We start from the raw sequence: 23633 nt of genomic DNA, 5'->3' as shown, positions 1-23633 counted from the left end.
AAATAAATAATTAATTAATTAATTAATTAAACTTAAAAAAAAAATGAAAATTTTAGTAATCGGTGCTGGTAATATGGGGTTAACCTATGCAGAAGGTATGTCCAAATCAAAATTATTGAAGAAGAAAAACATTATGGTTTTAGATAATTCTGAAGAAAAATTAGAAGAATTAAATGAGATTTCTCATTTTGATGCTTTTAAAGAATTAGAAGAATGTGTACCAAAAGCAGATATTATTTTTATCGCGGTAAAACCTTATCATGCAGAAAATCTATTTAAAGCATTAAAACCTTATGTAAAACCTGGCCAAATACTAGTCTCTATAATGGCTGGTGTTAATATCAATAACATCAAACAATATTCTAGTTTAACAAAAATTGTAAGAGCAATGCCTAATTTACCAGCTAAAATAGGTAAAGGATTAACCTCTTACGTAACATCACCTGAAGTTTCTAGAATTGAAAAATTAACCATTGAAAGCTTATTAGATACCACTGGTAAATCTATGGAAGTAAGCACTGAAAAATTAATTGATGCTTCTACTGGAATTTCTGGTAGTGGGCCAGCTTACGTGTTTTATTTTATGCAAAGTATGATGGAAGCTGCACTTAAAATGGGCTTTTCAAAAAAAGATTCAACTGTTTTGGTGAGTCAAACTTTTACAGGTGCCATAGAACTTTTTAATCAATCTAACTTATCACCAAATTCTTGGATGGAAAAAGTAGCTTCTAAAGGCGGTACAACACGTGCAGCATTAGATTCTATGGAAGACAATAACGTAAACGAATTAATAAAAGACGCTGCTTTTGCTGCTTTTAATAGAGCTGTAGAGTTAGGTAAAGAACACTAAAATGTACAAAGAAAGAATCGTAATTAAAGTAGGAACAAATGTAATGACAAACAGAGATAACAGAATTGTTAGACCTGTTTTAAGGCGCTTAGTACAACAAGTTGCAGAATTATATGAAAGAGACATTATGACTATTCTTGTTTCATCTGGTTCTGTAATTGCTGGTAAAGAGGTTTTAGGAGAGTCAAAAATTGAAAACGAAACACAAAGACGTCAGGTATACTCTGCTATCGGTCAACCAAGAATGATGCGTCATTATTACAATCTTTTTAATGACTTTGGTATGAAGTGTGCACAAGTATTACCTACCAAAAGAGATTTTAGCCCTGGTGTGCATAGACAAAATATGATAAATTGTTGCGAAGGATTAATGGCTGAAGGTGTTGTCCCAATAGCCAATGAAGATGATGCTGTTTCTGTTACCATGTCTATGTTTTCTGATAATGATGAATTAGCCAGTTTAATTGCGCAATTAATGAATGCTGATAAATTAATCATCTTAACAGATATCGATGGTTTATACACTGGGCATCCTCAGTCTGAGGATAGTGATTTAATCACCAATGTAAATCCTGATGAAGATTTAGACAAATACATTAGAGATAGTAATAAAAAACCTGGTGAAGGCAGAGGCGGAATGGGTTCTAAATTAGATTACGCGCAAGAAACGGCTGCAAACAACATCCCTACTTTTATTGCAAATGGTAAAAGAGACAATACCATTATTGATATTATTGACGGTAAATCTGTAGGAACAAAAGTGGCACTTTAAAATTTAAATGATGAAATTACTAGACATAACAACAAAAAACAACGTATTACAAAGCATGACAAGAATTCTTGATGAAAATCGAGAAGCCTTATTAAAAGCGAATAAAAAAGATTTAGATGCTTTTCAGAAAGAAGATCAAGCAATGTTTGATCGTTTGATTGTAAACAATAAAAAAATTGATGGAATGATCAAAGCCATCAACGAAGTTAAAGCGCAAGAAGATCCTGTAAATCAAATTATTAGTCATAAAGATTTAGACAACGGATTACAAGTAACCAACAAAACTGCTCCTTTTGGAACCATCATGATTATTTACGAATCAAGACCAGATGTAACCATAGAGGCTGCTGTTTTAGCGTTTAAAGCCAACAATAAAATCTTGTTAAAAGGTGGTAAAGAAGCTGTAAACAGCAATGTTATTTTAGTTGATTTTTGGCATCAAGCTTTAAAAGAAAATAATTTGAGTACAGATTACATTAAGTTGATGCAACTCAACAGAGAAGAAACCCAATCTTTTCTAAAAAACCCTTCTGAGCAACTCGATTTAATTGTACCAAGAGGTGGAGAACGTTTGATAAACTTTGTAAAAGAACACGCCAAATGTGCAGTTTTAATAAGTGGTAGAGGTAATAATTTTTTATATGTTGATGAACATGCAGATTGGCAAAAAACCTTAGCTGTAATCATTAATGCTAAAACTGATAAAATTTCGGCTTGTAATGCTTTAGATAAAATCCTTATCAACAAAAACATCGAAGATTTCGAATCAAAAGTAAAAGAATTACAAGCTGTTTTAAAGGAAAAAAAGGTTACTATTTTAGTTGATGATGAAATAAAAGAGGTTTTATCAGAAGAAACATTAATTACAGATCAAAATATTTGGCGAGAAGAATTTTTAGAATTAAAATGTTGTATTGCAGCTGTAGATCATTTAGAGCAAACAATTGAAATGATTAATCAATTTTCTGGTGGACATTCTGCCTCAATTATGACAACGAATGATGCTAATGCTAATAATTTTATGGAGCAAGTAGATTGTGCTGCTGTATACAAAAACGCTTCAACTCGTTTTACGGATGGTGGTCAATTAGGTGTTGGAGCAGAATTGGCAATAAGTACAGACAAATTGCATCATAGAGGACCTTTAGGCCTAAAAGAGCTTGTCACCAACAAATATTATATTATTGGAGAAGGACATGTACGTGATTAATAGGTTTAAACTATAAAACCTAGTTTTTCTATTAAAAAAGAATTTTACGCTCAATAGTTTTTTGGCAACCTAATCTAACATCAGATAAAAACGGAAAAGGTAAAGTAGAATTTTATGCAGATGACAATATTGGAGAAATGTTGGTTATTATTGAAAGTATTGCTAAAGATGGAAAATTAGCGTATCATGAAACCTCTTATAAAGTCAAAAAAAAAAAAGTATTTAACAACAAAATTAATTGAAAAATAAAACCTCAAAACAAATGTTTTGAGGTTTTTTATAATTCCTAAATTTAAACTAAATTATTTGTTTATACGAGTATATTTAGTGTCAGCCCATCTAATATGCGCAGATCCTCCTTTACAACGATATGCTCCATATCTAAATCCAGATTGTGTACCTCTATTTGGCTGAGGTACATTCCAATAGTAAGGTGTTCCGTTTATAAATACGTTACAGTAATGTTGCTTTTCTCCATTTACAATTCTGAAACCCATTCTTACTTCGAAATCATTTTCTTCTCCTTTATTAACAGTAGTTAATTTTACTACTTCCCTTCCACTTCCATTTGTACTTCTAACTTTTTTAATTCGTTCTGCATATATATCAAAAGTTTGCACACCATTTACTTTAGCACCTTTTTTAGCTAAGTATAAACAAATTGCAGGATCTTTATCACCACTACCTGGGCTAGACCCTTCTGCATTATACTTCCCTTTTGTTTGAGCAATGTAAGTACCTTCGGTATTAAAGTTACCTGTAGTACCTACTCTTTCTATGATAAATTTACCTTTAAAAGTAAATTTACTTCCAATTTTACTATTTGCTCTAGGATAAGAACGTTCTATTCTAGGCTGTAAAGTATTTGTATCCCAGTGATTCGAATTTTCAGCAATTCTATAATTACCATAAATTTTACCAAATTTAGTAAGCTCATAATAATCTTGATGACATGTTCTATCATCTACTGTTCCTGTATTCGCAGGATTACTTATGTCAACATTTCTTGTATTAAAATTACTTTTTCCTGGAGTACAGTTAGTCTCTTCTCCTCTTTTTCCTAATAACTCAACTTCTTTAATAATCTTTGAATCAGTTTCAAAATCATTTTCTTGTTGTTCACAAGAAATGAAAGCTCCTAGAGATATTGCAACAGCCAATACCTTAATTTTAATGTTAATTTTGTTCATTTTAGGGGTAATTTAGTTAATATTTTAAGCTAAAATAGATTAGAAATAAACTTACAGTATCCTGCACTATCCTGAATAAAGCAATTACCCTTATCGTATAATCTAAATAAACCCTTTAAAATATAAGTTTTAACAAAAGAAAAGTTTTTAAAAAAACTCAAAACAATACTATTCAAAACTTACCATAAAAAACTATCAGAATCTTCATTATTTTACAATAAAAAAAACCTCGTTTTCACGAGGCTTATTATTTTATTAAAAACTTTAAGAATATTATCCTAAAACTTCACTTACTTTATCGGCAGCTTCTTGAAACTCAGTCGCAGAAATAATTTCCATACCAGAATTGTCAATCAATTCTTTAGCTTCAATAGCATTAGTACCTTGTAATCTACAAATAATTGGCACATTAATCTTGTCTCCCATACTTTTGTATGCATCTACAACACCTTGTGCAACTCTGTCACAACGTACAATACCTCCAAAGATATTCACTAAAATTGCTTTTACATTTGGATCTTTTAAAATAATACCGAAAGCAGTTTCTACTCTTTGAGCATCTGCAGTACCACCTACATCTAAAAAGTTAGCAGGCTCACCACCAGATTCTTTAATTAAATCCATAGTTCCCATTGCTAAACCAGCTCCATTTACCATACAACCAACGTTTCCGTCTAAATCTACATAGTTTAAACCAGCAGCTTTTGCCTCTACTTCAATTGGGTTTTCTTCACGTAAATCACGTAATGCTGCATAATCTCTGTGTCTATATAATGCGTTTTCGTCTAAAGAAACTTTTGCGTCTACAGCCATAATTTTATCATCAGATGTTTTTAAAACCGGATTAATTTCAAACATTGAAGAATCAGAACCTATGTATGCTTTGTATAAATTGGTAACAAATTTTGTCATCTCTTTAAAAGCTGCACCAGATAAACCTAAGTTAAATGCAATTTTACGTGCTTGAAATGGTATGATACCTAATAAAGGATCGATTTCTTCTGTAAAGATTAAATGTGGAGTTTCTTCTGCAACAGTTTCGATATCCATACCTCCTTCTGTAGAATACATAATCATATTTCTACCAGTGGCTCTGTTTAATAAAACAGACATATAATATTCTTCTGGTTCAGAATCTCCTGGATAATACACATCTTCTGCAACCAATACTTGATTTACTTTTTTTCCTTCTGCTGAAGTTTGTGGCGTAATCAACATCATTCCAATAATGTCATTAGCAATACTTTCTACTTCTTGTAAGTTTTTAGCCAACTTAACTCCTCCCCCTTTTCCACGTCCACCTGCATGAACTTGAGCTTTAATAACATGCCAACCAGTACCTGTTTCAGCAGTTAATTGTTTCGCTGCATCTACAGCTTCTTTATGGTTACTTGCTACAATTCCGCGTTGAATTCTAACACCAAAACTGTTTAAGATTTCTTTCCCTTGATATTCGTGTAAGTTCATCTATATATCTTTTAAAAACGTTAGCAAAAATACAAATTCAGATGTGAATTTCGGCAAGGTTTTATCTAAAATTAAATTAAAAAAACACAATCTATTTTCTTTAAGAAAAATTTAACATGGTAAATATGTAACACCCATAAATTTCTGGTGTCTTTCTATTAATTAGTACTAGGATTTTTAAGGCTTTGTCTTCTAAGACAACTCCTTTCTAATTTTGTTTTAACATAATCAACCAAAAATTAAATGTTCAACAAAAATCTTTTTTTTCTGATTTTAGTTGTATTTGCCTGTAAACTATCGGCTCAAAACACTAAAAAAAGAAAAACAATCAAGACAACTCGTGTCTCAAAATCCCCAAAAATTGATGGAATTTTAAATGACAAAGCCTGGGAAAATGCAGAAGTTTGTACAGACTTTGTCATTTTTAGACCAGAAAATGGCGATTTAGTTCCTCAAGAGTATCAAACTATTGTAAAAGTTGTCTATGATGATGATGCAATTTATATTTCTGCTCAAATGAATGATCCTGATCCTGAAGGCATACCCAAAGAATTCGCTGTTAGAGATAATTTTAGTCAAGCAGATTTCTTTTTACTTACCATTAACCCAAATGATGATGGACAAAACCCCTTTGAATTTATTGTTCAAAGTACAGGAAACCAAGCAGACTCTAAAGTATCGAATGGAAATGAAGATTTTAACTGGAGTGCTGTTTGGAAAAGTGCTGTTTCTACTGATAAAAAAGGCTGGAATGTGGAAATGAAAATTCCATACAGAGCTTTACGTTTTGCAAATAGACCTGTACAGTCATGGGGATTCAATTTTCACAGAAGGTTAGAAAAACTAAACTCACAACATACTTGGACTCATATTGACAATTCGGTGGGAAGATGGACACAATATGATGGTTTAATTCAAGATTTTAGAAATATTAAACCTCCAACAAGATTAAATTTATATCCCTATGCATCTGCAACTACCAATACATTTGAAGGGAATACAGAATTTGACTGGAGCGTTGGAATGGATATAAAATATGGTTTAACAGAAAACTTCACTTTAGATGCTACTTTAATTCCTGATTTTAGTCAAGTTGGTTTTGATGATGTCGTTTTAAACTTAGGTCCTTTTGAACAACAGTTTACAGAGCAAAGACAATTTTTCACAGAAGGTACAGAGCTTTTTAATATAAGTAGACTGTTTTATTCAAGGAGAATTGGAGGTTCACCTATAGATCAATTTAATGTAGAAAGCACACTATCTTCAGATGAAGAAATAATAGATTACCCAGGAAAAGTAACCATGCTAAATGCAGTTAAAATTTCTGGAAGAACAAAAAAAGGTTTAGGCATAGGTTTCTTTAATGCAATCACAGAAACAACGAATGCAAAAATAAAAAACAACAACACTGGTAAAATAAGAGAAGAGGTTATAAATCCTTTCTCTAATTACAATATCATGGTTTTAGACCAACAATTTAACCAAAATTCAACAGTTTCATTAATCAATACAAATGTTACACGAGATGGACGTTTTAGAGATGCAAATGTAACTGCTTTAGATTGGCATATAGAGACAAAAGACAGTAAATATAATGCTGATGGTTCTGTAAGAATGAGTAACATATCTGATGATATAAACAACCCAAATACAGGCTGGACGTTTGATAATAGTTTTGGGTATAACTCCGGACATTGGAGAGGAGAGATAGGGTACAACTTTACAAGCAAAGATTTTAACCCTAATGATTTTGGTATACTTTTTAGCAATAATGAACAAGCTATTTATATGAATGGTGGTTGGAGAACTTTACAGCCTACCAAGAAATTTAATAGATATAATTTTAATTATTATCAACAAATAAACTTCCAACACTTTTCAGGAATTTATACAGGAACACAATTTGGTTTAAATTTTAATGCACAAACTAGAAGTCGTTTTTCTTTTGGTGGAAATTTTAACTACGGAACTCAGCAAAAGGATTTCTTTGAACCAAGACAAGGTACTACAAGTGGAATCTTTTTTCTTCAGCCAGAAAGAAAAAATGTAAATGCCTACATATCTACCAATTCTCAAAAGAAATTTGAATTAAATGCTGATGCTTTCTATACAAGTTATAACAACAACCCAAAAGTTGGTTATGGATTTAGTGTAGCACCACGTTATCGTTTTACCAATCAGTTTTCTCTTAGATATAGGTTAAGCTTCAACAAAACAAATGATGATCAAGGTTATGTAGATGAAGATGCAAGCAACTTTATTTTTGGCATGAGAGATCGTAAAAATTACACCAATACGATTTCTGGCAACTATAGTTTTAGCACTAATGCTTCACTTTCATTAAGTTTTAGGCATTATTGGGGTTCTGCGAAATACAACAGTTACTATAACTTAAACACAGAGGGTGGTTTAGACCTAAACAACTCGTATGTAGGAGAAGATGTAAACTTTAATAGCTGGAACTTAGATTTAAATTATATATGGCAATTTGCTCCTGGAAGTCAGTTAATTGCATTTTATAGAAACTCAATTTTTAATTCAGATACAGACGCAAACTTGAGCTTTAAAGAAAACTTAGATAATTTATTTGAGCAATCTCAACAACATACTTTCTCTGTAAGATTTGTGTATTTTATTGATTACAATAAGATTAAAAACATTTTTTAAAAGGATAAGAACATAGCGTTCAATTAGTCAGAAATCAGGAATTCTTAACGGTTTTTCTGATTTCTTTTTTATATTTTCGTTGTAAATTACAAGGAATGATAAAAGCCAAGAATATTCATAAATACTATGGAGATGTAGAAGTTTTAAAAGGTGTTGATTTAGATATTAAAAAAAGTGAAATTGTGGCTATTGTTGGTCCTTCTGGAGCAGGAAAAACAACATTGCTACAAATTTTAGGAACCCTAGATAAACCTTTAAAAGAGCAAGAATTTGAATTAAGTCTAAATGATGTTTCTCTAAAAAATTTAAGCGACAAGCAACTATCAGAATTTAGAAACAAACACATTGGTTTTATCTTTCAATTTCATCAATTATTACCCGAATTTACAGCTTTAGAAAACGTTTGTATCCCTGCATTTATAAGTAAAAAAAACAAAAAAGAAGCTCAAGAAAAAGCAAAACAAATTCTTTCTTTTTTAGGCTTATCACACAGAATAAACCATAAACCCAATGAACTTTCTGGAGGTGAACAACAAAGAGTAGCAGTTGCTAGAGCTCTAATAAACAATCCTTCAGTAATTTTAGCTGATGAACCAAGTGGTAATTTAGACACAGATTCTGCAAAGAGTTTGCACGAATTATTTTTTAAACTTCGTGATGAGTTTAATCAAACCTTTGTTTTGGTAACTCATAATGAGGAATTGGCAAATATGGCAGATAGAAAACTGACGATGATTGATGGTAAAATAATATAGTTTGGCAAAAAAAACTGGGCTCCTTTTAATAATTATCTTAACTTTAAATTCTTGTGCAAGTATTTTTAATGGAAAAAGAACTAAAGTTAAAATTTCTGCAGATAAGAATAGTAAAATTATTTTTGATAGCGACACTATCTCTATTGATATAAACCAAACAACTATTAGGCCATTACGATCTAAAAAACCTCTAAAAATTAGAGTTTTAAAAGACAGTTTACAACAGGATTTCTCTTTTAATAAAAAATTATCTAATACAGTTTTTCTTAATATATATAATTATGGATTAGGATTAGCTGTAGACTTATTTCATAATAAAGGATATCGATACAAGAATAACTTACATTTTGTAACAGATAGGTTATCTAACAAAATTATGTTAGGTAATAAAAAAGTGACTATTGTACCCAAAAACAAAGTTTTTATTTACACTTCTCCACTTCAAGCCTTTGACTTTTTTTCTATTCCTATGGTTACCTTGGGAGTAGAGTATTTTGTTAAAAATAATTTTAGTATTAGTGCAGAATATGGAGGTCTGGTGGCAAAAATGAAATTAAGCAGACATAATATCACTTACCTAAAAGAAAAAGCTTCCACATACAGGTTTGAGACAAAATGGTATAATGGAATCAATCTAACAGAAAATGTTCATATAAATGAATACTTAGGCCTTGAAATTCGTAATATAAATAGTCAGTATAATGATTTTATAGACTATACTGATAAAAATAATTCTAACCTAAATAACCTTAAAAGAGATGATTTTGCCACTAGAAAACGAGTAACTATTATTAATTTAAAATTCGGCACATTAGTTCCTTTAGGAAAGAGATTTTATTTTGACTTTTACTCGGGTTTAGGATTAAGAATAAAAAGATTTAACCATATAAATTTAGAATTTGATAAAAATATTCATCAGATTTATGATGATGATTTTCCTTCTTTCGAAATTAGAGAATTTAAAAATTACACTAGAAAAACAATGCCAAACCTTTCTTTAGGCTGTAAATTTGGTATTAATTTATAAAAATGAACAAAACCGAACTCAAAGCATTTTTAGACGAAAAAGTAGTTTTATATAACAATCCAAAGTTTATAGAATCTGACCCAATTCAGATTCCACATCGTTTTTCTAAAAAAGAAGATATCGAAATTTCGAGTTTTTTAACAGCCACTATTTCTTGGGGAAATCGAAAAATGATTATTAAAAATGCTGCTAAAATGATGGAAGTTTTAGACAACTCACCTTTCGATTTTATTACAAACCATCAAAAAAGCGACTTAAAACAGTTAGATAACTTTGTTCACAGAACGTTTAATTCAATTGATTTACAGCAATTTATAAAATCCCTAAATCATATTTACAAAAACCATCAAGGTTTAGAGAATGTATTGCAAATCAGAAATAATGAGAACAATTACCAGAATGCGATACATTATCTAAAAAAAATATTTTTTGAAATTCCACATCAACAAAGAACTCAGAAACATATTTCTGACCCTTTGAAAAACTCAGCTGCAAAACGCATTAATATGTTTTTACGCTGGATGGTGAGAAACAACAAAACCGGTGTAGATTTTGGACTATGGAAAACACATAACCCTGCACACCTTTCTTGTCCTTTAGATGTGCATTCTGGTAATGTAGCAAGAAAATTAAAATTACTAAAACGCAAACAAAACGACTGGAAAGCTCTTTCTGAATTGGATAAAAAATTAAGAAAACTCGATAAAGAAGATCCTGTAAAATACGATTTTGCTCTCTTTGGACTTGGAGTTTTTGAAAAGTTTTAAATAGTAATAAACATGTATAGCTGATTTAATTTTTTTGTAATAAATTAGAACTTTAATTTTTATAAATGCAATTTAAAAATCCTGAAATTTTATATTTTTTAGCGCTATTAATTATACCAATTTTAGTGCACCTTTTTCAGTTGCAAAAATTTGTAAAAATACCTTTTACGAATGTTGCTTTCTTACAACAATTAGAACAACAAACAAGAAAGAGTTCTCGTATAAAAAAATGGTTAATTTTAGCTTGTAGATTACTATTATTTTCTGCGATACTTTTTGCTTTTTCACAACCATATTTAAGTAATAAAAAAGCTGTAGAAAAACTTCACACTTTTATCTATTTAGACAATTCCTTAAGTACAGATTCTAAAGGAGAAAAAGGAAAATTATTACAAATTTCTGCTCAGGAAATTATAAAAAACACATCTGAAAATGACATCTATTCTCTACAAACAAACACAAATTTTTATAAGAATATTACCAAAAAAGAACTAAAAGACATCCTATTAAGAATAAAAAATACCGCAAAATCTTTAAACTTTAATAGTATTTACCTAAAGAATAAGCAAAATCAATCATATAAAATAAAAACTTTAAGTAATTTAATTTATATTTCTGATTTTCAGAATAATTACAAAAAAGAATTTACAAATGTAACACCCTCTTTTTCTGCCATTAATCTTGAAACTGTAAAAAAAGAGAACATTTCTATTGATAGCGTTTTTGTAAATGAAAGAAGTTCTAGCGACATCACCATAAACATTATTATCAAAAACCAAGGAACACAAAAAAAGAACATACCAATTGCAATTTCTAGCAAATCAAAACTTATTAGTAAGCAGTCCTTCTCTATCGATAAAGATAGTAAAAAAACTATCGAATTCAAGATACAAAACCAATCTGAAATTCAAGGTAAAATCAACATAACTTACAACGATACTTTTTCTTTTGACAATACTTTTTTCTTCACTTTAAAAAAGCGAAAAAAAATAAACATTTTAGCCATTGGAAATGAATTAAATTTCCTTGATAAAATTTACACTAAAGAGGAATTTAACTACACCTTCTCCCCTACTCAAAATGTGAATTACAATAACATCAAAAATCAAAATTTAATTATACTTTCTGAAGCAGAAAATATTCCAGAAATTTTATCCAATCGATTAGTTGAATTTATAAAAAATGGGGGTAACATTGTCATCATTCCAAATTCAAAATCAAACAATACATCTTACAATAATCTGTTAAGCAAACTTCAAATCGGAAAAATTGAAAGCAAACAACAAGACAGTTTAAAAATCACTAAAATTAATTTTAATCATCCACTACTTAAAAATGTCTTTGTTAAGCAAGTTCAGAATTTTCAATATCCAATTGTGAACGAATATTATACATTTAAAAAAATTAGTTCAAGTAACGCTATTCTTACTTTCGAGAATAATCAACCTTTTATTCAACAATTCAATAAAAAAAATGGAAATGTATTTTTAATAGCTAGTCCTTTAAACAGAGAAAGTAGTAATTTTATAAACTCGCCATTAGTGGTTCCTGTATTTTATAATTTTGCACAATCTAGCTTTAAACAATCAGATATTTTCTACAGGCTTCACAAAGAAAACAACATAGATATAGAAATAACTACTAATAAAGACGATGTACTGACTATAGCTAGCAAAGAATGCACTTTTATTCCTTTACAAAGAAAATTTCAGAACAAAGTACGTATCACTACTAATGATAAACCTGAAAAAAGCGGATTTTATCATATCCTAAAAAACAAAGACACTTTAGAGACTATTGCTTTTAATAATCCAAAATCAGAGAGTTCTTTATCATTTTTAGACCTAAATGAACTTAAAAGTGAAAATTCTAACATTACAGTTTCTAACTCAATTACATCAGTTTTCAACAATTTGAATAAAAAAAATAAAGTTCATTGGCTTTGGAAATGGTTTTTAGCGTTGGCAATTGTATCTTTGCTTTTAGAAATTTTAATTTTAAAATTCTACAAAACATGACTACGCTTATCAAATCGGCAACGATTATAGACGCTTCAAGCCCTCATCACCTTAAAACGAAAGACATTTTAATTATTGACGGAATTATCAAAAAAATTGACGATTCTATTCCTAAAAACAACAATACGAATATTGTTGTTCTTGAAAATTTATATGTTTCATCTGGTTGGTTTGACAGCAGTGTTTCTTTTGGAGAACCTGGTTACGAAGAAAGAGAAACCATTAAAAACGGTTTAACAGTAGCTGCAAAATCAGGATTTACAGCTGTTGCCGTAAATTCAAATACAAATCCAATAATTGACAATAAATCGTCTGTAGAGTATTTACAAAACAAAGCTAACGGTTTTGCAACAAAGCTCTATCCTATCCCTGCATTGACTCAAAAAAGCAAAGGTATAGAAATGGCTGAATTGTATGACATGCACCAATCTGGAGCCATTGCTTTTGGTGATTACAAAAAACCAATAGCAAATGACAATTTGATGAAGATTGCGCTTTTATACGCTCAAAATTTTAATGGTTTGGTTATGAGTTTTCCTAAAAACAACTCTATTGCTGGTGAAGGAATTGCTAACGAAGGAGTTAACAGCACAAGATTAGGCTTAAAAGGAACTCCTGCTTTAGCAGAACACATTCAAATCGCTAGAGATTTGTATTTATTAGAATATACTGGTGGAAAACTACACATTCCTACAATTTCTACGGCAAAATCTCTAGAATTGATTAAAGAGGCTAAAAAGAAAGGTTTACAGGTAACCTGTAGTGTTGCAATTCATAATTTAGTTTTATCTGATGATGAATTGCATGGATTTGACAGTAGCTTTAAAGTGAATCCACCTCTAAGAACAAAAACAGATCTTAAAGCTTTACAAAAGGGAGTAAAATCTGGAATTATTGATGTGATTACAAGTGATCATAATCCAATAGATATAGAAGATAAAAAAGTAGAATTTAGTCAAGCAAAAGACGGAACAATTGGTTTAGAGAGCGCTTTTTCTGCATTAAATTCAATTTTTGATATTGAAGACTACATCGCACCAATAACCTCGAATCCTAAAAAAATATTTGGTTTAGAACACAACTCTATCCAAGAAAATAATACAGCTGATATTTCATTATTTACAACTGAAGGTGAACTTACTTTTTCAAAAGAAAATATATTATCAACTTCAAAAAACAGCGCCTTTTTAAACAAAAACTTAAAAGGGAAAGTTTATGGAATATTTGCAAATAATCAGCTTATTTTAAACTAATAACTGATGCAGAACTATACCGCAAAAGAAGGAAGAACCATAGCAATTATAAGTCACTTCTTGATTGTTGGATTAGTAATTTCTTATGTACTGAATCTAAACAAAAGGAACTATTTTGCAAGTTTTTACGTAAGACAAATGATTGGTTTTAATCTTATGTATTTTATTTACGGAACTTTTTTATACAGTTTTCTAGGTGGTTGGTTAGTTTGGATTGCATTTTTTGCTTTATGGCTGATGTCTTTAATCAGCTCAATAAAATGTGAAGAAAAAGAATTTCCAGTGATTGGTTCCTATTTTCAAGATTGGTTCAGAAGTATTTAAATTTAAAGTAGATTTTTTAAATGAGTGATTTACAATACCTAATAAGACAACCAAAAAAAACAATTGAAAACCCACCTTTATTGGTTTTATTGCATGGTTATGGTAGCAACGAAAAAGATTTATTTTCTTTTGCAGATGAATTGCCTGATGATTTTTTAATCATCAGTGCTCAAGCTCCACTTTCACTTGGTTTTGATAGTTATGCTTGGTATTCTATAAATTTTGATGATATTAATGGTAAATTTTCAGATTTAGAAGAAGCAAAAGTTTCTCTCGAGAAAATCTCAAATTTTATTGATCAAATAAAAGAAAAGTATCGAACTAATCCTGAAAAAACTTTTTTATTAGGATTTAGTCAAGGCGCTATTTTAAGTTACTCTTTAAGCTTTTTTCACCCTAATAAAGTAAACTATGTTGTAGCTTTAAGCGGATATATTAATAACGATTTGTTACCAGAAACCATATCAAAAGATATTAAAACAGACTATTATTGCTCTCATGGAACTGTAGATCAAGTTTTACCTGTAGCTTGGGCAAGAAATTCAAAACCATTTTTAGACAACTTAGGATTAACTAATGTGTATTCAGAATACCCTGTTGGTCATGGAGTTGCTCCTCAAAACTTTTTTAGTTTTAAAAAGTGGCTAGAAGAAAGGTTATAATTTTTTAATGATTTTCTTTTAATAACTCAGGAAACTTCTTTTTAAAACGATTCAATCTAGGGACAGAAACTGCCTTAACATAACCTTGATTTGGGTTTCTTCTTTCAAAATCTTGATGATATTCTTCAGCTTTGTAAAACTTTTTTAGTTCTGTTACTTCTGTCACTATCTTTCCACCATAAACATCTTTGTTTAATTTTTGAATCGCTTTTTTTATGATTTGTTTTTCATCATTATTAGTATAAAATGCAATAGATCTATATTGAGAACCATAATCTGGGTGTTGACCATTTACAGTTGTAGGATTATGTGAACCAAAAAACACTTTTACTAAAGTTTCAAAACTCACAATTTTAGGGTTATAATATACAGCAACAGCTTCAGCATGACCAGTTTTCCCTGTTCCTATAGATTGATATGTAGGATTTTTAGTAGTACCACCTGCATAACCAGAAACCGCTTCTTCAACTCCTTTGACGCTCTCAAAAATAGCCTCAACACACCAAAAACATCCACTTGCAAAATAAGCAACCTCAGTTTCTGCATTCATCTTATAAGCTACTGATGATTTTGAATCTTTTTTATCAGAAAAACCAAAACAAGAAATTAATAATAATGAAAAGGCAATTGTAAATATTGATTTTAAAAATGTCATTTGTTTAAATTTAATCATTATAGAAAATTGCACCAAGAATAACAAAACCAATTCTCAGTACAATTTTCAGAACTTTTAATGCGAAATTAATAATTTCGATACTTGTTTAGACGTAACAATTTCTTATAATTTACAACTTGTTTACAACTTTAGCAATTTGTTAAGAATTGAGGTTGCAGAAATCTTAATAGAATCTTACTTTTGTTAAGCATTTTAACTAATTATGGAGCATTTTATAGTATCAGCACGTAAATACCGACCTCAAAATTTTGAGGATGTTGTTGGGCAACAAGCCATTACGAATACCTTAGAAAATGCTATAAAAAACAATCATTTAGCTCAAGCTTTATTATTTACAGGTCCACGTGGTGTAGGAAAAACTTCTTGTGCTAGAATTTTAGCTAAGAAAATCAATCAGCAAGATACTGAATACTCTGAAGATGAAGATTTTGCATTCAATATTTTTGAATTAGATGCTGCTTCTAACAATTCTGTTGATGATATTAGAAACTTAACAGATCAAGTTCGTATTCCGCCTCAAACAGGAAAATACAAAGTTTATATTATAGATGAGGTTCACATGCTTTCTCAAGCGGCTTTTAATGCTTTTTTAAAGACTTTAGAAGAGCCACCAGCTCATGCTATCTTTATTTTAGCAACTACTGAAAAGCACAAAATTATTCCTACAATCTTATCACGTTGTCAAATTTTTGATTTTAAAAGAATTGGAGTTTTAGATGCTAAAAATTATTTGAAAGTAATTTGTGAAAAGGAAAAAATAACTGCTGAAGATGATGCCCTGCATATTATTGCGCAAAAAGCAGATGGTGCAATGCGTGATGCGTTATCTATTTTTGATAGAGTTGTTAGTTTTTCTGGAAATAATTTAACAAGAGAAGCTGTTACAGAAAATCTTAATGTTTTAGATTACGACACGTATTTTAACATGACAGATTTATTGCTTGAAAATAAAATCCCTGAAGTCTTAAATGCATTCAATACCATTTTAGGAAAAGGTTTTGAAGGACATCATTTTATCAACGGTTTAGCAAGTCATTTTAGAGATATTTTGGTTGCCAAAGATAAATCGACCATAGATTTGCTAGAAGTTGGTGACAATGCCAAAAAGAAATACTTAACCCAAGCTACAAAAGCAAGTATTCCTTTTTTGATGCAAGCCATAAATAAAGCAAATGATTGCGACTTGAATTATAGAGCCAGTAAAAATCAACGATTGTTGGTCGAACTAACGCTAATGCAAATTGCCTCTATCACTTTTGATGGAGAAAAAAAAAAGTCAGCTAACTACATAATTCCAGCAACTTTTTTTCAAGCACTTTCTCCTGCAGCAAAAGAGATAAAAAAACCAACACAACCAAAAGTTACAATTTCTGAACCTGAAAAAGTTGCAGAGCCCAAACCAAAACTTGTAAAACCCGTTTTAAAAACTGCTCAAAGAAGAGGCTCTTCTTTATCTTTAAAAAGTATCCATCAGAAAAAGGAAGTCAAAAAAACAGATATTGAAGAGAATTTTGACAATCATCCTAAAGATTCTTTTACAGAAGAACAATTACAAAAACTTTGGAAAGAATATGCTAATGTACTTCAGAAAAAAGGTCAAAGAAGTATGGCTTCAATTGTGGCTACTGACATACCAAAATTAGAAGGTAAATTTAAAATTTTATTTACAGTACCTAATAAATTGATGAAAGATCAATTTCATAAAGGAAGACCTAAATTATTACAATTTTTAAGAGAAAAACTTAACAATTACGGTATTGATGTTATGATCAACCTTAATGAAACTGTTGAGAAAAAATTTGCATATACTCCTCAAGAAAAGTTTAATAAACTGAAAGAGAAAAATCCTTTATTAGAAAAACTACGTCAGACTTTTGAACTAGATTTGTAAGCATCACCAATGTTTTTACCTAAATAAGACAACTTTAATTTTTCTTTTTTCTTATCTGTTTTTTCAAATTCTGATATCAAATAAATTCCTTTTTCTTTTTCAATAAACAAAGGAATTGATTTTTCTTCCTTAGATAAGATGTCTAAAATTTTAGTGTATTCATTTTCGTTTTCAATGTCAACATCAATAATCTCTGGATTTTCTCTGTATGCTTCACTCAAGTTAATGTAATCATCATTTGGTGTAAAAAACCATTCCTTATCTTCATTTGATGATTCTAACAACTGCATAGAGGATGCTAACTTATATGCTCCATGTTCTCCAAAATCTTTAGTAAATCGTTTTAAGGCATGATTATTTACGGCATCACTTCCTGTCATAGCGATTAAATATCCTACATCATTTAATTCTATATTATCTGTCAATTCATCATCATACACATCTGCTCTAATCGCTTCTAAATCATCATCTAAAGCTTGTTGAATAAAGTTTTTATTAGCATCTATAAGAATTACTCTCTTACCTTTATCTCTCAAATAACCTGCTATTAGTCTTGCAGGATTAGAGGCTCCAACAAATAGAATTGCATCAGAACTTTTAAGAAAAACACCTACAAGTTTTGCAAAAAATCTTGCGGTTGTAGCGTTTAACAAAACTGTTCCTAACACAATCATAAATACCAATGGTGTAATATACTCTGCACCTTCTACTCCTTGTTTTAAGAGCTTACTTCCAAATAATGAAGCAATACCTGCAGCTACAATTCCTCGAGGACCAACCCAACTTATAAATAATTTCTCGTTAAATTTTAATTTTGAATTTCTTGTACTTAGAAAAACCGCTAATGGTCTAATCACAAAAACAACTACAGCAAATAAGGCTGCTGTTTTCCAAGTATATAACAATAATAAATCTTCAATATCAATATTTGCAGACAATAATATAAAGAGAATTGAGATTAATAAAACACTCAAAGATTCTTTAAAATACAAGAGTTCTTTTAAATTATTAAGTTTTCCGTTTCCTAAAACCATCCCCATAACCACAACTGCTAGTAAACCAGATTCATGGGCAAAAACTTCTGACTCTACAAAAACCAATAAAACTGTGGATAAAGAAACTACATTTAACAGGTAATGAGGAATTAATTTTTTATTGATTGCATATGCTAAAGCATGGGCAAAAGTAAACCCAAAAGTTGTTCCAAAAAGTAATATTTTACCAAACTCAATTAATGCAGTTTTGGTAAAACCACCACCACCACCAACACTAATAAATTCAAAAACCAATACCGCAACTAAAGCCCCTATTGGATCTATCAAAATTCCCTCCCACTTTAAAACGGTAGAAATATCTTTCTTTAAAGGAATGTTTCTTAAAATTGGTGTAATTACTGTTGGACCAGTTACAATGATTAAGCCTGCAAAAAGAAAAGACAATTCCCAACCTAAATCAAAAATATAATGCGCAACAATACCAGCTCCAAAAAAAGTAACAGCAGAACCCAATGTGATTAACTTTGTTATGACAGGACCCACATTTTTAATTTCACTTCTCTTTAGTGTTAAACCTCCTTCAAAAAGCACAATACTTATGGCTAATGAAACAAAATAATAAAGACCTTCTCCAGGAAATAACCCTTTTTCACCGTTCCAAATTGGCTCAATCCATTTTGCTCCATCTTCACTTAAAAATTCAGCTGCAATAGGGCCAACCAATAACCCAATTAAGATTAAAGGCAAAATAGCTGGAATTTTAAACTTCCAAGCCACCCATTGTGCCAATATTCCTAAAATGATAATTCCTGCTAATTCTAACATATTTTTAATTAAAGGATTAAAAAGTAAATTTAAGGATGTTTATGTATCTTGAAAATAAAATTTGTAGTTTTTTTCTTTCTTCTAAAGTTTCCTATATTGTGCCGACAACGTAACTTTTAAAGCTTTTTCTTGCAAAAAATTCATAAAATTTTAATTGGTATTGCTTTTTCTCCAAACTTAAAACCTAACCTTTTTGAAGCTGTTAGGCTTTCTAATATGTTTAACGCTGAATTAGTTGGTGTTCATGTAGGTGCTAAATCCGATCAAAAAACAACTCAATTAACTCAACTTCTATCTGAATGTGAACCTCTTAACAAACCAATAAAAACCATTTGGGAAGTAGGCAAACCTGTAGATATTATTTTAAAAACAGCTACTAATGAAAATATAGATTTATTGATTTTAGGAGCTATTCAAAGAGAAAATTTACTAAAATATTATGTTGGTTCTATTGCTAGAAAAATTACTAGAAAAGCTCCTTGTTCTGTGCTTTTATTGATAAAACCATCTGTAGTAAGAGTTCCGTGTAAACATATTGTAGTAAATGGTTTAAAGGATGATAGAACTGAGGAAACTATTAAAACTGCATTTGTTGTATCTAAATACTTAAAGTCTAGTAAAATTACAATTGTAGAAGAAGTAAGTCAGAGTGAATTACATGTAAAAGTAAACGATGACACAACTTTACGAAAAGCAAATATTACAAAAGAACGCTTAAAAAATAGAGAAGACCAACGTGTACGTCATATTTTAGAAAATATAGATTCTCAAAATATTACCGTAAAGACACAAAGTATTTTTGGAACTAGAGGTTACTCTATTGGCCATTATGCTAGAGTAAAAAGAGCTGATTTATTAATAATGAATGCACCTAACAAACTTGGTTTTTTTGATAGAATTTTCCCACATGATATTGAATATATTTTATCAGAATTACCAACAGATGTTTTAATTGTAAAATAGATGGGAAAGAAAAATACGTTTCAACACTTTTTAAGTGATATTCCAAAAAATCTATTTTCTGGTTTTGTGGTTTCTTTAATTGCACTTCCTCTAGGATTGGGATTAGCATTAGCCTCTGGTGCTCCACCAATTTCGGGAATTATTGCTGCCATTGTTGGTGGTATTGTGGTTTCTTTAATTGGAGGTTCTAATGTTACCATTACTGGACCTGGAAATGGTTTGGTAGTTGTAATTCTTGCAGCTATTACAACACTTGGTAATGGAGATATGCAACAAGGCTTTTTGTACACTTTAGCAGCCATTGTTATTTCTGGAATAATAATGATAATTCTTGGTTTTCTAAGAATGGGATCTCTTGGAGATTTTTTTCCTGCCTCAGCAATACAAGGAATGTTAGCTGCTATTGGTATAGGTATTTTTGCAAAACAAATTCATGTTATGCTTGGAAACCTAGAAGCAAAAGGCAGTATTATTCAATTACTTATTCAGATTCCAGAAGGAATCATAAACCTAATTAAAACAGACAATAAAAGTATGTTTTATGCTGGTTTTGTTGGTATTGTAAGTTTACTTTTAATGATTTTTTACAACAAAATTAGAAATCGATATTTTAAATTGATTCCTGCACCCATGTGGATTGTTGTTTTAAGTGTTGGTATGTATTATTATTTTGATATAATTTCTGTAACTGATTATCCAATTCATAAAAAATTACTAATTAATTTACCTGATGATATTTTATCAAACTTTGCATTTCCAGATTTTTCTAAAGCATTTCAATCAGATTTTATTAATGCTGTTATATCCATTACTTTAATAGCAAGTATAGAAAGTTTGTTAAGCATTAAGGCAGTTGATAAACTAGACCCTTTAAAAAGACGTTCTAACGTAAATAAAGATATTAGAGCTTTAGGTTTAGCTACAGTAATTAGTGGTTTTTTAGGCGGATTAAACGTAGTAACCGTTATTGCACGTAGTTCTGTAAATGTAAACAATAAAGGTACAAATAGGTCTGCCAACTTCTTTCATGCAACTTTTTTAGTACTTTTCATTTTGTTATTTGCAAGCGAATTACGTAAAATTCCGTTGTCTGCATTGGCTGCAATTTTAGTCTACACAGGCTATAAACTAGCCTCACCAGAAAATATTAGAAAGGTATTTCGTATTGGTTCAGAGCAATTGATTATCTTTTTAATCACATTAGCAACAACTATTCTTACCAGTTTAATAACAGGAATTATTGTTGGAATTTTAGTCACTTTTATCATTCATATTATTATCAACAAAGACATTATGTTATTTGTAAAAAACACCTTAAAACCTAATGTTTTGATGTTTAAAGAAGATAACAAATACTATGTAAGCGTTAAGAATTTTTCAAGTTTTTTAAACTATACCAAACTAAAGTCTAAACTAGACCAAATTCCAGAAAATGAAGATGCAATCATAGATTTTTCTTTGTGTGATTTTGTAGATCATTCTGTCATGGAAAATATGAGTAACTACTCAGCATCATTTTTACGTAAAGGCGGCCATTTTGAAGTAATTGGCTTAGACGATTCTAAATCTGGTAGTGAACATCCGTTTGCACTTCGGAAAACACTAACAGAAGAGAATCTATCTACAGAAGGTGTTTTAACCAAACGTCAAAAATCGATTCAACAAATTAGCGAAGAAATGCACTGGAAATATAATGCATTTTCAACTCAAGAAATGGAAGAACTCCCTTCTTTTGGCTATTTTAAAACACGTAATATTGAAAAAGTTTCTAACGTTTTGTCTAATGAAGATTGTACTATTTTTGATGTTCAGTTTTCTGAAGGTGAATTAATTGCAAAACAAGTTATTAAGGCTACCATGTTGCATATTCATATACTAAAACCAATTCCAAATTTTACTTTAGATAAAGAGGGTATTTTTGAATATATTTTGGATTTTGCTGGTTATACAGATATTGATTTTGATGAACATCCAGATTTTAGCAAACGTTTTTATTTGGCTGGAAAAAATGAAGAAAAAATTAGAGATTTTTTTAAAGATGAATTAATTTTGTTCTTAGAAAGCAACAAACAATATCATATAGAGGCAAATGAAAATGGGCTTTTAGTTATTGGTAAAGGACGCTTAAAAGGTATTAAAGAGATTAAAGCTTTAGCCTATTTTGGTATAGGACTTCAAAAAACAATACAACGCATATGTTAGGTTTACAATTTGAAACAACAACTTCTTGGGCAGAAATTGCAAAAGACAATTTACAGCAGATTTTAACAGATCATGCTTTTTTAGAACAAAAAGCTGCTTCTAATGCAGTTTCAATTATCATAAATTATTCAGAAGAGACTGAGTTAGTCAAAGAGATGAGCAACATTGCCATAGAAGAAATGCAACATTTTAAAATGGTACATTTATTAATGGTAAAACGTGGAATGGTTTTGGGACGTGAACAAAAGAACGATTATGCAGTAAGATTGCAAAAGTTTTTTCCAAAAACAAAAGATAGAACTAATGCTTTAATTCAGCGTTTATTAGTTGCTGCTTTAATAGAAGCCAGAAGTTGTGAGCGTTTTAAAGTTTTTTCTGAAAACATGGAAGACAAAGAGCTGTCTACCTTTTATAAAAACTTAATGATTTCTGAGGCAAACCACTACACCACTTTTTTACAATTTGCTCGCGAATATCAAGATAGAGAAATTGTAGATAAAAAATTGAATGACCTATTGGCTTTTGAAGCTGAAATGATGCGTGAACGTGGAAAGTTGGCTAAAATTCACGGATAATGTTCTCTAAGGAAGAAGCTGCTAAACTTAGAAAAGAATTCTGGACAAGTTTTGGTAAATCATTTCCAAGAAAATGGTTGTTATACAATACAAAAGTAAAAGGACTATCATTTAAGTTTGTGGCTGATAGAAAAAAAGCAGCTGTATGTTTAGATATTGAAAATCCTGATGAGGTAGCAAACCTACTCTATTACGATCAAATACTTTCTTTAAAGGCATTACTTGAAACAGAAATTCCTGAGGTTATTTTTGATTATGCTTATCTACTGAACAATGGCAAAATAATCCATAGAGTTTATGTTCCTTTTGAAGGAAAATTTAGCATTCATAATAAGAATACATGGAGAGATTGTTATGAGTTTTTTGTTGAAACAATGTCTAAGTTTGAACTCTTCTACTTCGAATACGAAGACATTATTAAAAATATATAACTCTTCTTTAAATCTAAAAATTAGTAAATACGCCTGCGTTAAGGATTGTAGCGTTTGTTTGAGCTCTTTTTTGAAGAATGAAAAAAAAGCGAGTGCGTAAAGCCTGACCTGAA

Annotated in this window: 20 protein-coding genes; 16 read left to right on the top strand and 4 right to left on the bottom strand. The window is 30.1% G+C overall.

Going from position 1 to position 23633, the window contains the following annotated elements; genetic code table 11:
• The first annotated feature begins 43 nt into the window (after positions 1-43).
• The 3 genes from proC to FP421_RS12460 are packed head-to-tail and all read left to right on the top strand — an operon-like array spanning position 44 to position 2832.
• Positions 44-850, top strand: a complete 807-nt coding sequence (gene proC, locus FP421_RS12470) for a pyrroline-5-carboxylate reductase (protein ID WP_159951088.1) — start codon at positions 44-46, stop codon at positions 848-850.
• Between the two features lies 1 nt (position 851).
• Positions 852-1622 carry a glutamate 5-kinase gene (gene proB, locus FP421_RS12465; RefSeq protein ID WP_159951087.1) on the top strand — a complete coding sequence of 257 codons (771 nt, stop codon included), beginning with the start codon at positions 852-854 and terminating at the stop codon, positions 1620-1622.
• Between the two features lie 10 nt (positions 1623-1632).
• A complete protein-coding gene (locus FP421_RS12460) occupies positions 1633-2832 on the top strand; it encodes a glutamate-5-semialdehyde dehydrogenase (RefSeq protein ID WP_159951121.1) in 1200 nt (399 codons plus the stop codon).
• Between the two features lie 302 nt (positions 2833-3134).
• On the opposite strand, the gene FP421_RS12455 is transcribed toward FP421_RS12460, so the two are convergent.
• Together FP421_RS12455 and sucC are read right to left on the bottom strand one after the other, a co-directional pair.
• Positions 3135-4022, bottom strand: coding sequence for a hypothetical protein (locus FP421_RS12455; RefSeq protein WP_159951086.1), 888 nt, complete (start codon positions 4020-4022; stop codon positions 3135-3137).
• Positions 4023-4295: 273 nt separating this feature from the next.
• Entirely contained in the window at positions 4296-5489 is a 1194-nt protein-coding gene (gene sucC, locus FP421_RS12450) for an ADP-forming succinate--CoA ligase subunit beta (protein ID WP_159951085.1), read from the bottom strand.
• A gap of 243 nt (positions 5490-5732) precedes the next feature.
• Between sucC and FP421_RS12445 the strand changes: the two genes are divergently transcribed.
• The 8 genes from FP421_RS12445 (at position 5733) to FP421_RS12410 (ending at position 14962) form a co-directional block, all read left to right on the top strand.
• Positions 5733-8156 carry a DUF5916 domain-containing protein gene (locus FP421_RS12445; RefSeq protein WP_159951084.1) on the top strand — a complete coding sequence of 808 codons (2424 nt, stop codon included), beginning with the start codon at positions 5733-5735 and terminating at the stop codon, positions 8154-8156.
• A 95-nt stretch (positions 8157-8251) separates the two neighbouring features.
• Entirely contained in the window at positions 8252-8911 is a 660-nt protein-coding gene (locus FP421_RS12440) for an ABC transporter ATP-binding protein (RefSeq protein WP_159951083.1), read from the top strand.
• A 1-nt stretch (position 8912) separates the two neighbouring features.
• The gene (locus FP421_RS12435) at positions 8913-9938 is read left to right on the top strand and encodes a hypothetical protein (protein ID WP_159951082.1); all 1026 of its coding nucleotides are present in this window, start codon (positions 8913-8915) and stop codon (positions 9936-9938) included.
• A 2-nt stretch (positions 9939-9940) separates the two neighbouring features.
• The gene (locus tag FP421_RS12430) at positions 9941-10705 is read left to right on the top strand and encodes a TIGR02757 family protein (RefSeq protein WP_159951080.1); all 765 of its coding nucleotides are present in this window, start codon (positions 9941-9943) and stop codon (positions 10703-10705) included.
• 65 nt (positions 10706-10770) lie between these two features.
• A complete protein-coding gene (locus tag FP421_RS12425) occupies positions 10771-12723 on the top strand; it encodes a BatA domain-containing protein (RefSeq protein ID WP_159951078.1) in 1953 nt (650 codons plus the stop codon).
• The gene (locus tag FP421_RS12420; protein ID WP_201288843.1) at positions 12720-13976 is read left to right on the top strand and encodes a dihydroorotase; all 1257 of its coding nucleotides are present in this window, start codon (positions 12720-12722) and stop codon (positions 13974-13976) included. Before FP421_RS12425 ends, FP421_RS12420 begins: the two co-directional genes overlap by 4 nt.
• A gap of 6 nt (positions 13977-13982) precedes the next feature.
• Entirely contained in the window at positions 13983-14300 is a 318-nt protein-coding gene (locus tag FP421_RS12415) for a hypothetical protein (protein WP_159951074.1), read from the top strand.
• A gap of 20 nt (positions 14301-14320) precedes the next feature.
• Entirely contained in the window at positions 14321-14962 is a 642-nt protein-coding gene (locus FP421_RS12410) for an alpha/beta hydrolase (RefSeq protein ID WP_159951072.1), read from the top strand.
• Between the two features lie 4 nt (positions 14963-14966).
• Here FP421_RS12410 and msrA read toward each other — a convergent pair whose 3' ends face one another.
• Positions 14967-15617: a peptide-methionine (S)-S-oxide reductase MsrA gene (gene msrA / locus FP421_RS12405; RefSeq protein ID WP_159951070.1), complete on the bottom strand. Its 651-nt coding sequence runs from the start codon at positions 15615-15617 to the stop codon at positions 14967-14969.
• Positions 15618-15840: 223 nt separating this feature from the next.
• On the opposite strand from msrA, the gene dnaX reads away from it, so the two are divergent.
• Positions 15841-17529, top strand: a complete 1689-nt coding sequence (dnaX, locus tag FP421_RS12400; RefSeq protein ID WP_159951068.1) for a DNA polymerase III subunit gamma/tau — start codon at positions 15841-15843, stop codon at positions 17527-17529.
• Here the strand turns inward: dnaX and FP421_RS12395 are convergent.
• A complete protein-coding gene (locus tag FP421_RS12395) occupies positions 17505-19349 on the bottom strand; it encodes a cation:proton antiporter (RefSeq protein WP_159951066.1) in 1845 nt (614 codons plus the stop codon). The genes dnaX and FP421_RS12395 overlap by 25 nt on opposite strands.
• Positions 19350-19478: 129 nt before the next feature.
• Here FP421_RS12395 and FP421_RS12390 point away from each other — a divergent pair, with 129 nt between their 5' ends.
• Genes FP421_RS12390 through FP421_RS12375 form a run of 4 tightly spaced genes read left to right on the top strand, consistent with a single transcriptional unit; the run spans position 19479 to position 23520 of the window.
• A complete protein-coding gene (locus FP421_RS12390) occupies positions 19479-20312 on the top strand; it encodes a universal stress protein (protein ID WP_236548107.1) in 834 nt (277 codons plus the stop codon).
• On the top strand, positions 20313-22514 hold the full coding sequence (locus tag FP421_RS12385) for a SulP family inorganic anion transporter (RefSeq protein ID WP_159951064.1): 2202 nt from the start codon (positions 20313-20315) through the stop codon (positions 22512-22514).
• Positions 22508-23089, top strand: coding sequence for a tRNA-(ms[2]io[6]A)-hydroxylase (gene miaE, locus FP421_RS12380; RefSeq protein WP_159951062.1), 582 nt, complete (start codon positions 22508-22510; stop codon positions 23087-23089). The genes FP421_RS12385 and miaE overlap by 7 nt, the downstream gene beginning before the upstream one ends.
• Positions 23089-23520, top strand: a complete 432-nt coding sequence (locus FP421_RS12375) for a DUF4268 domain-containing protein (protein ID WP_159951060.1) — start codon at positions 23089-23091, stop codon at positions 23518-23520. The genes miaE and FP421_RS12375 overlap by 1 nt, the downstream gene beginning before the upstream one ends.
• Positions 23521-23633: the final 113 nt, after the last annotated feature.

Source organism: Polaribacter septentrionalilitoris, from assembly GCF_009832745.1.
Taxonomy (GTDB): Bacteria; Bacteroidota; Bacteroidia; order Flavobacteriales; family Flavobacteriaceae; genus Polaribacter; species Polaribacter septentrionalilitoris.
The sequence above is the reverse complement of the archived record's forward strand: the minus strand, read 5'-3'. Positions and strand labels throughout refer to the sequence as shown.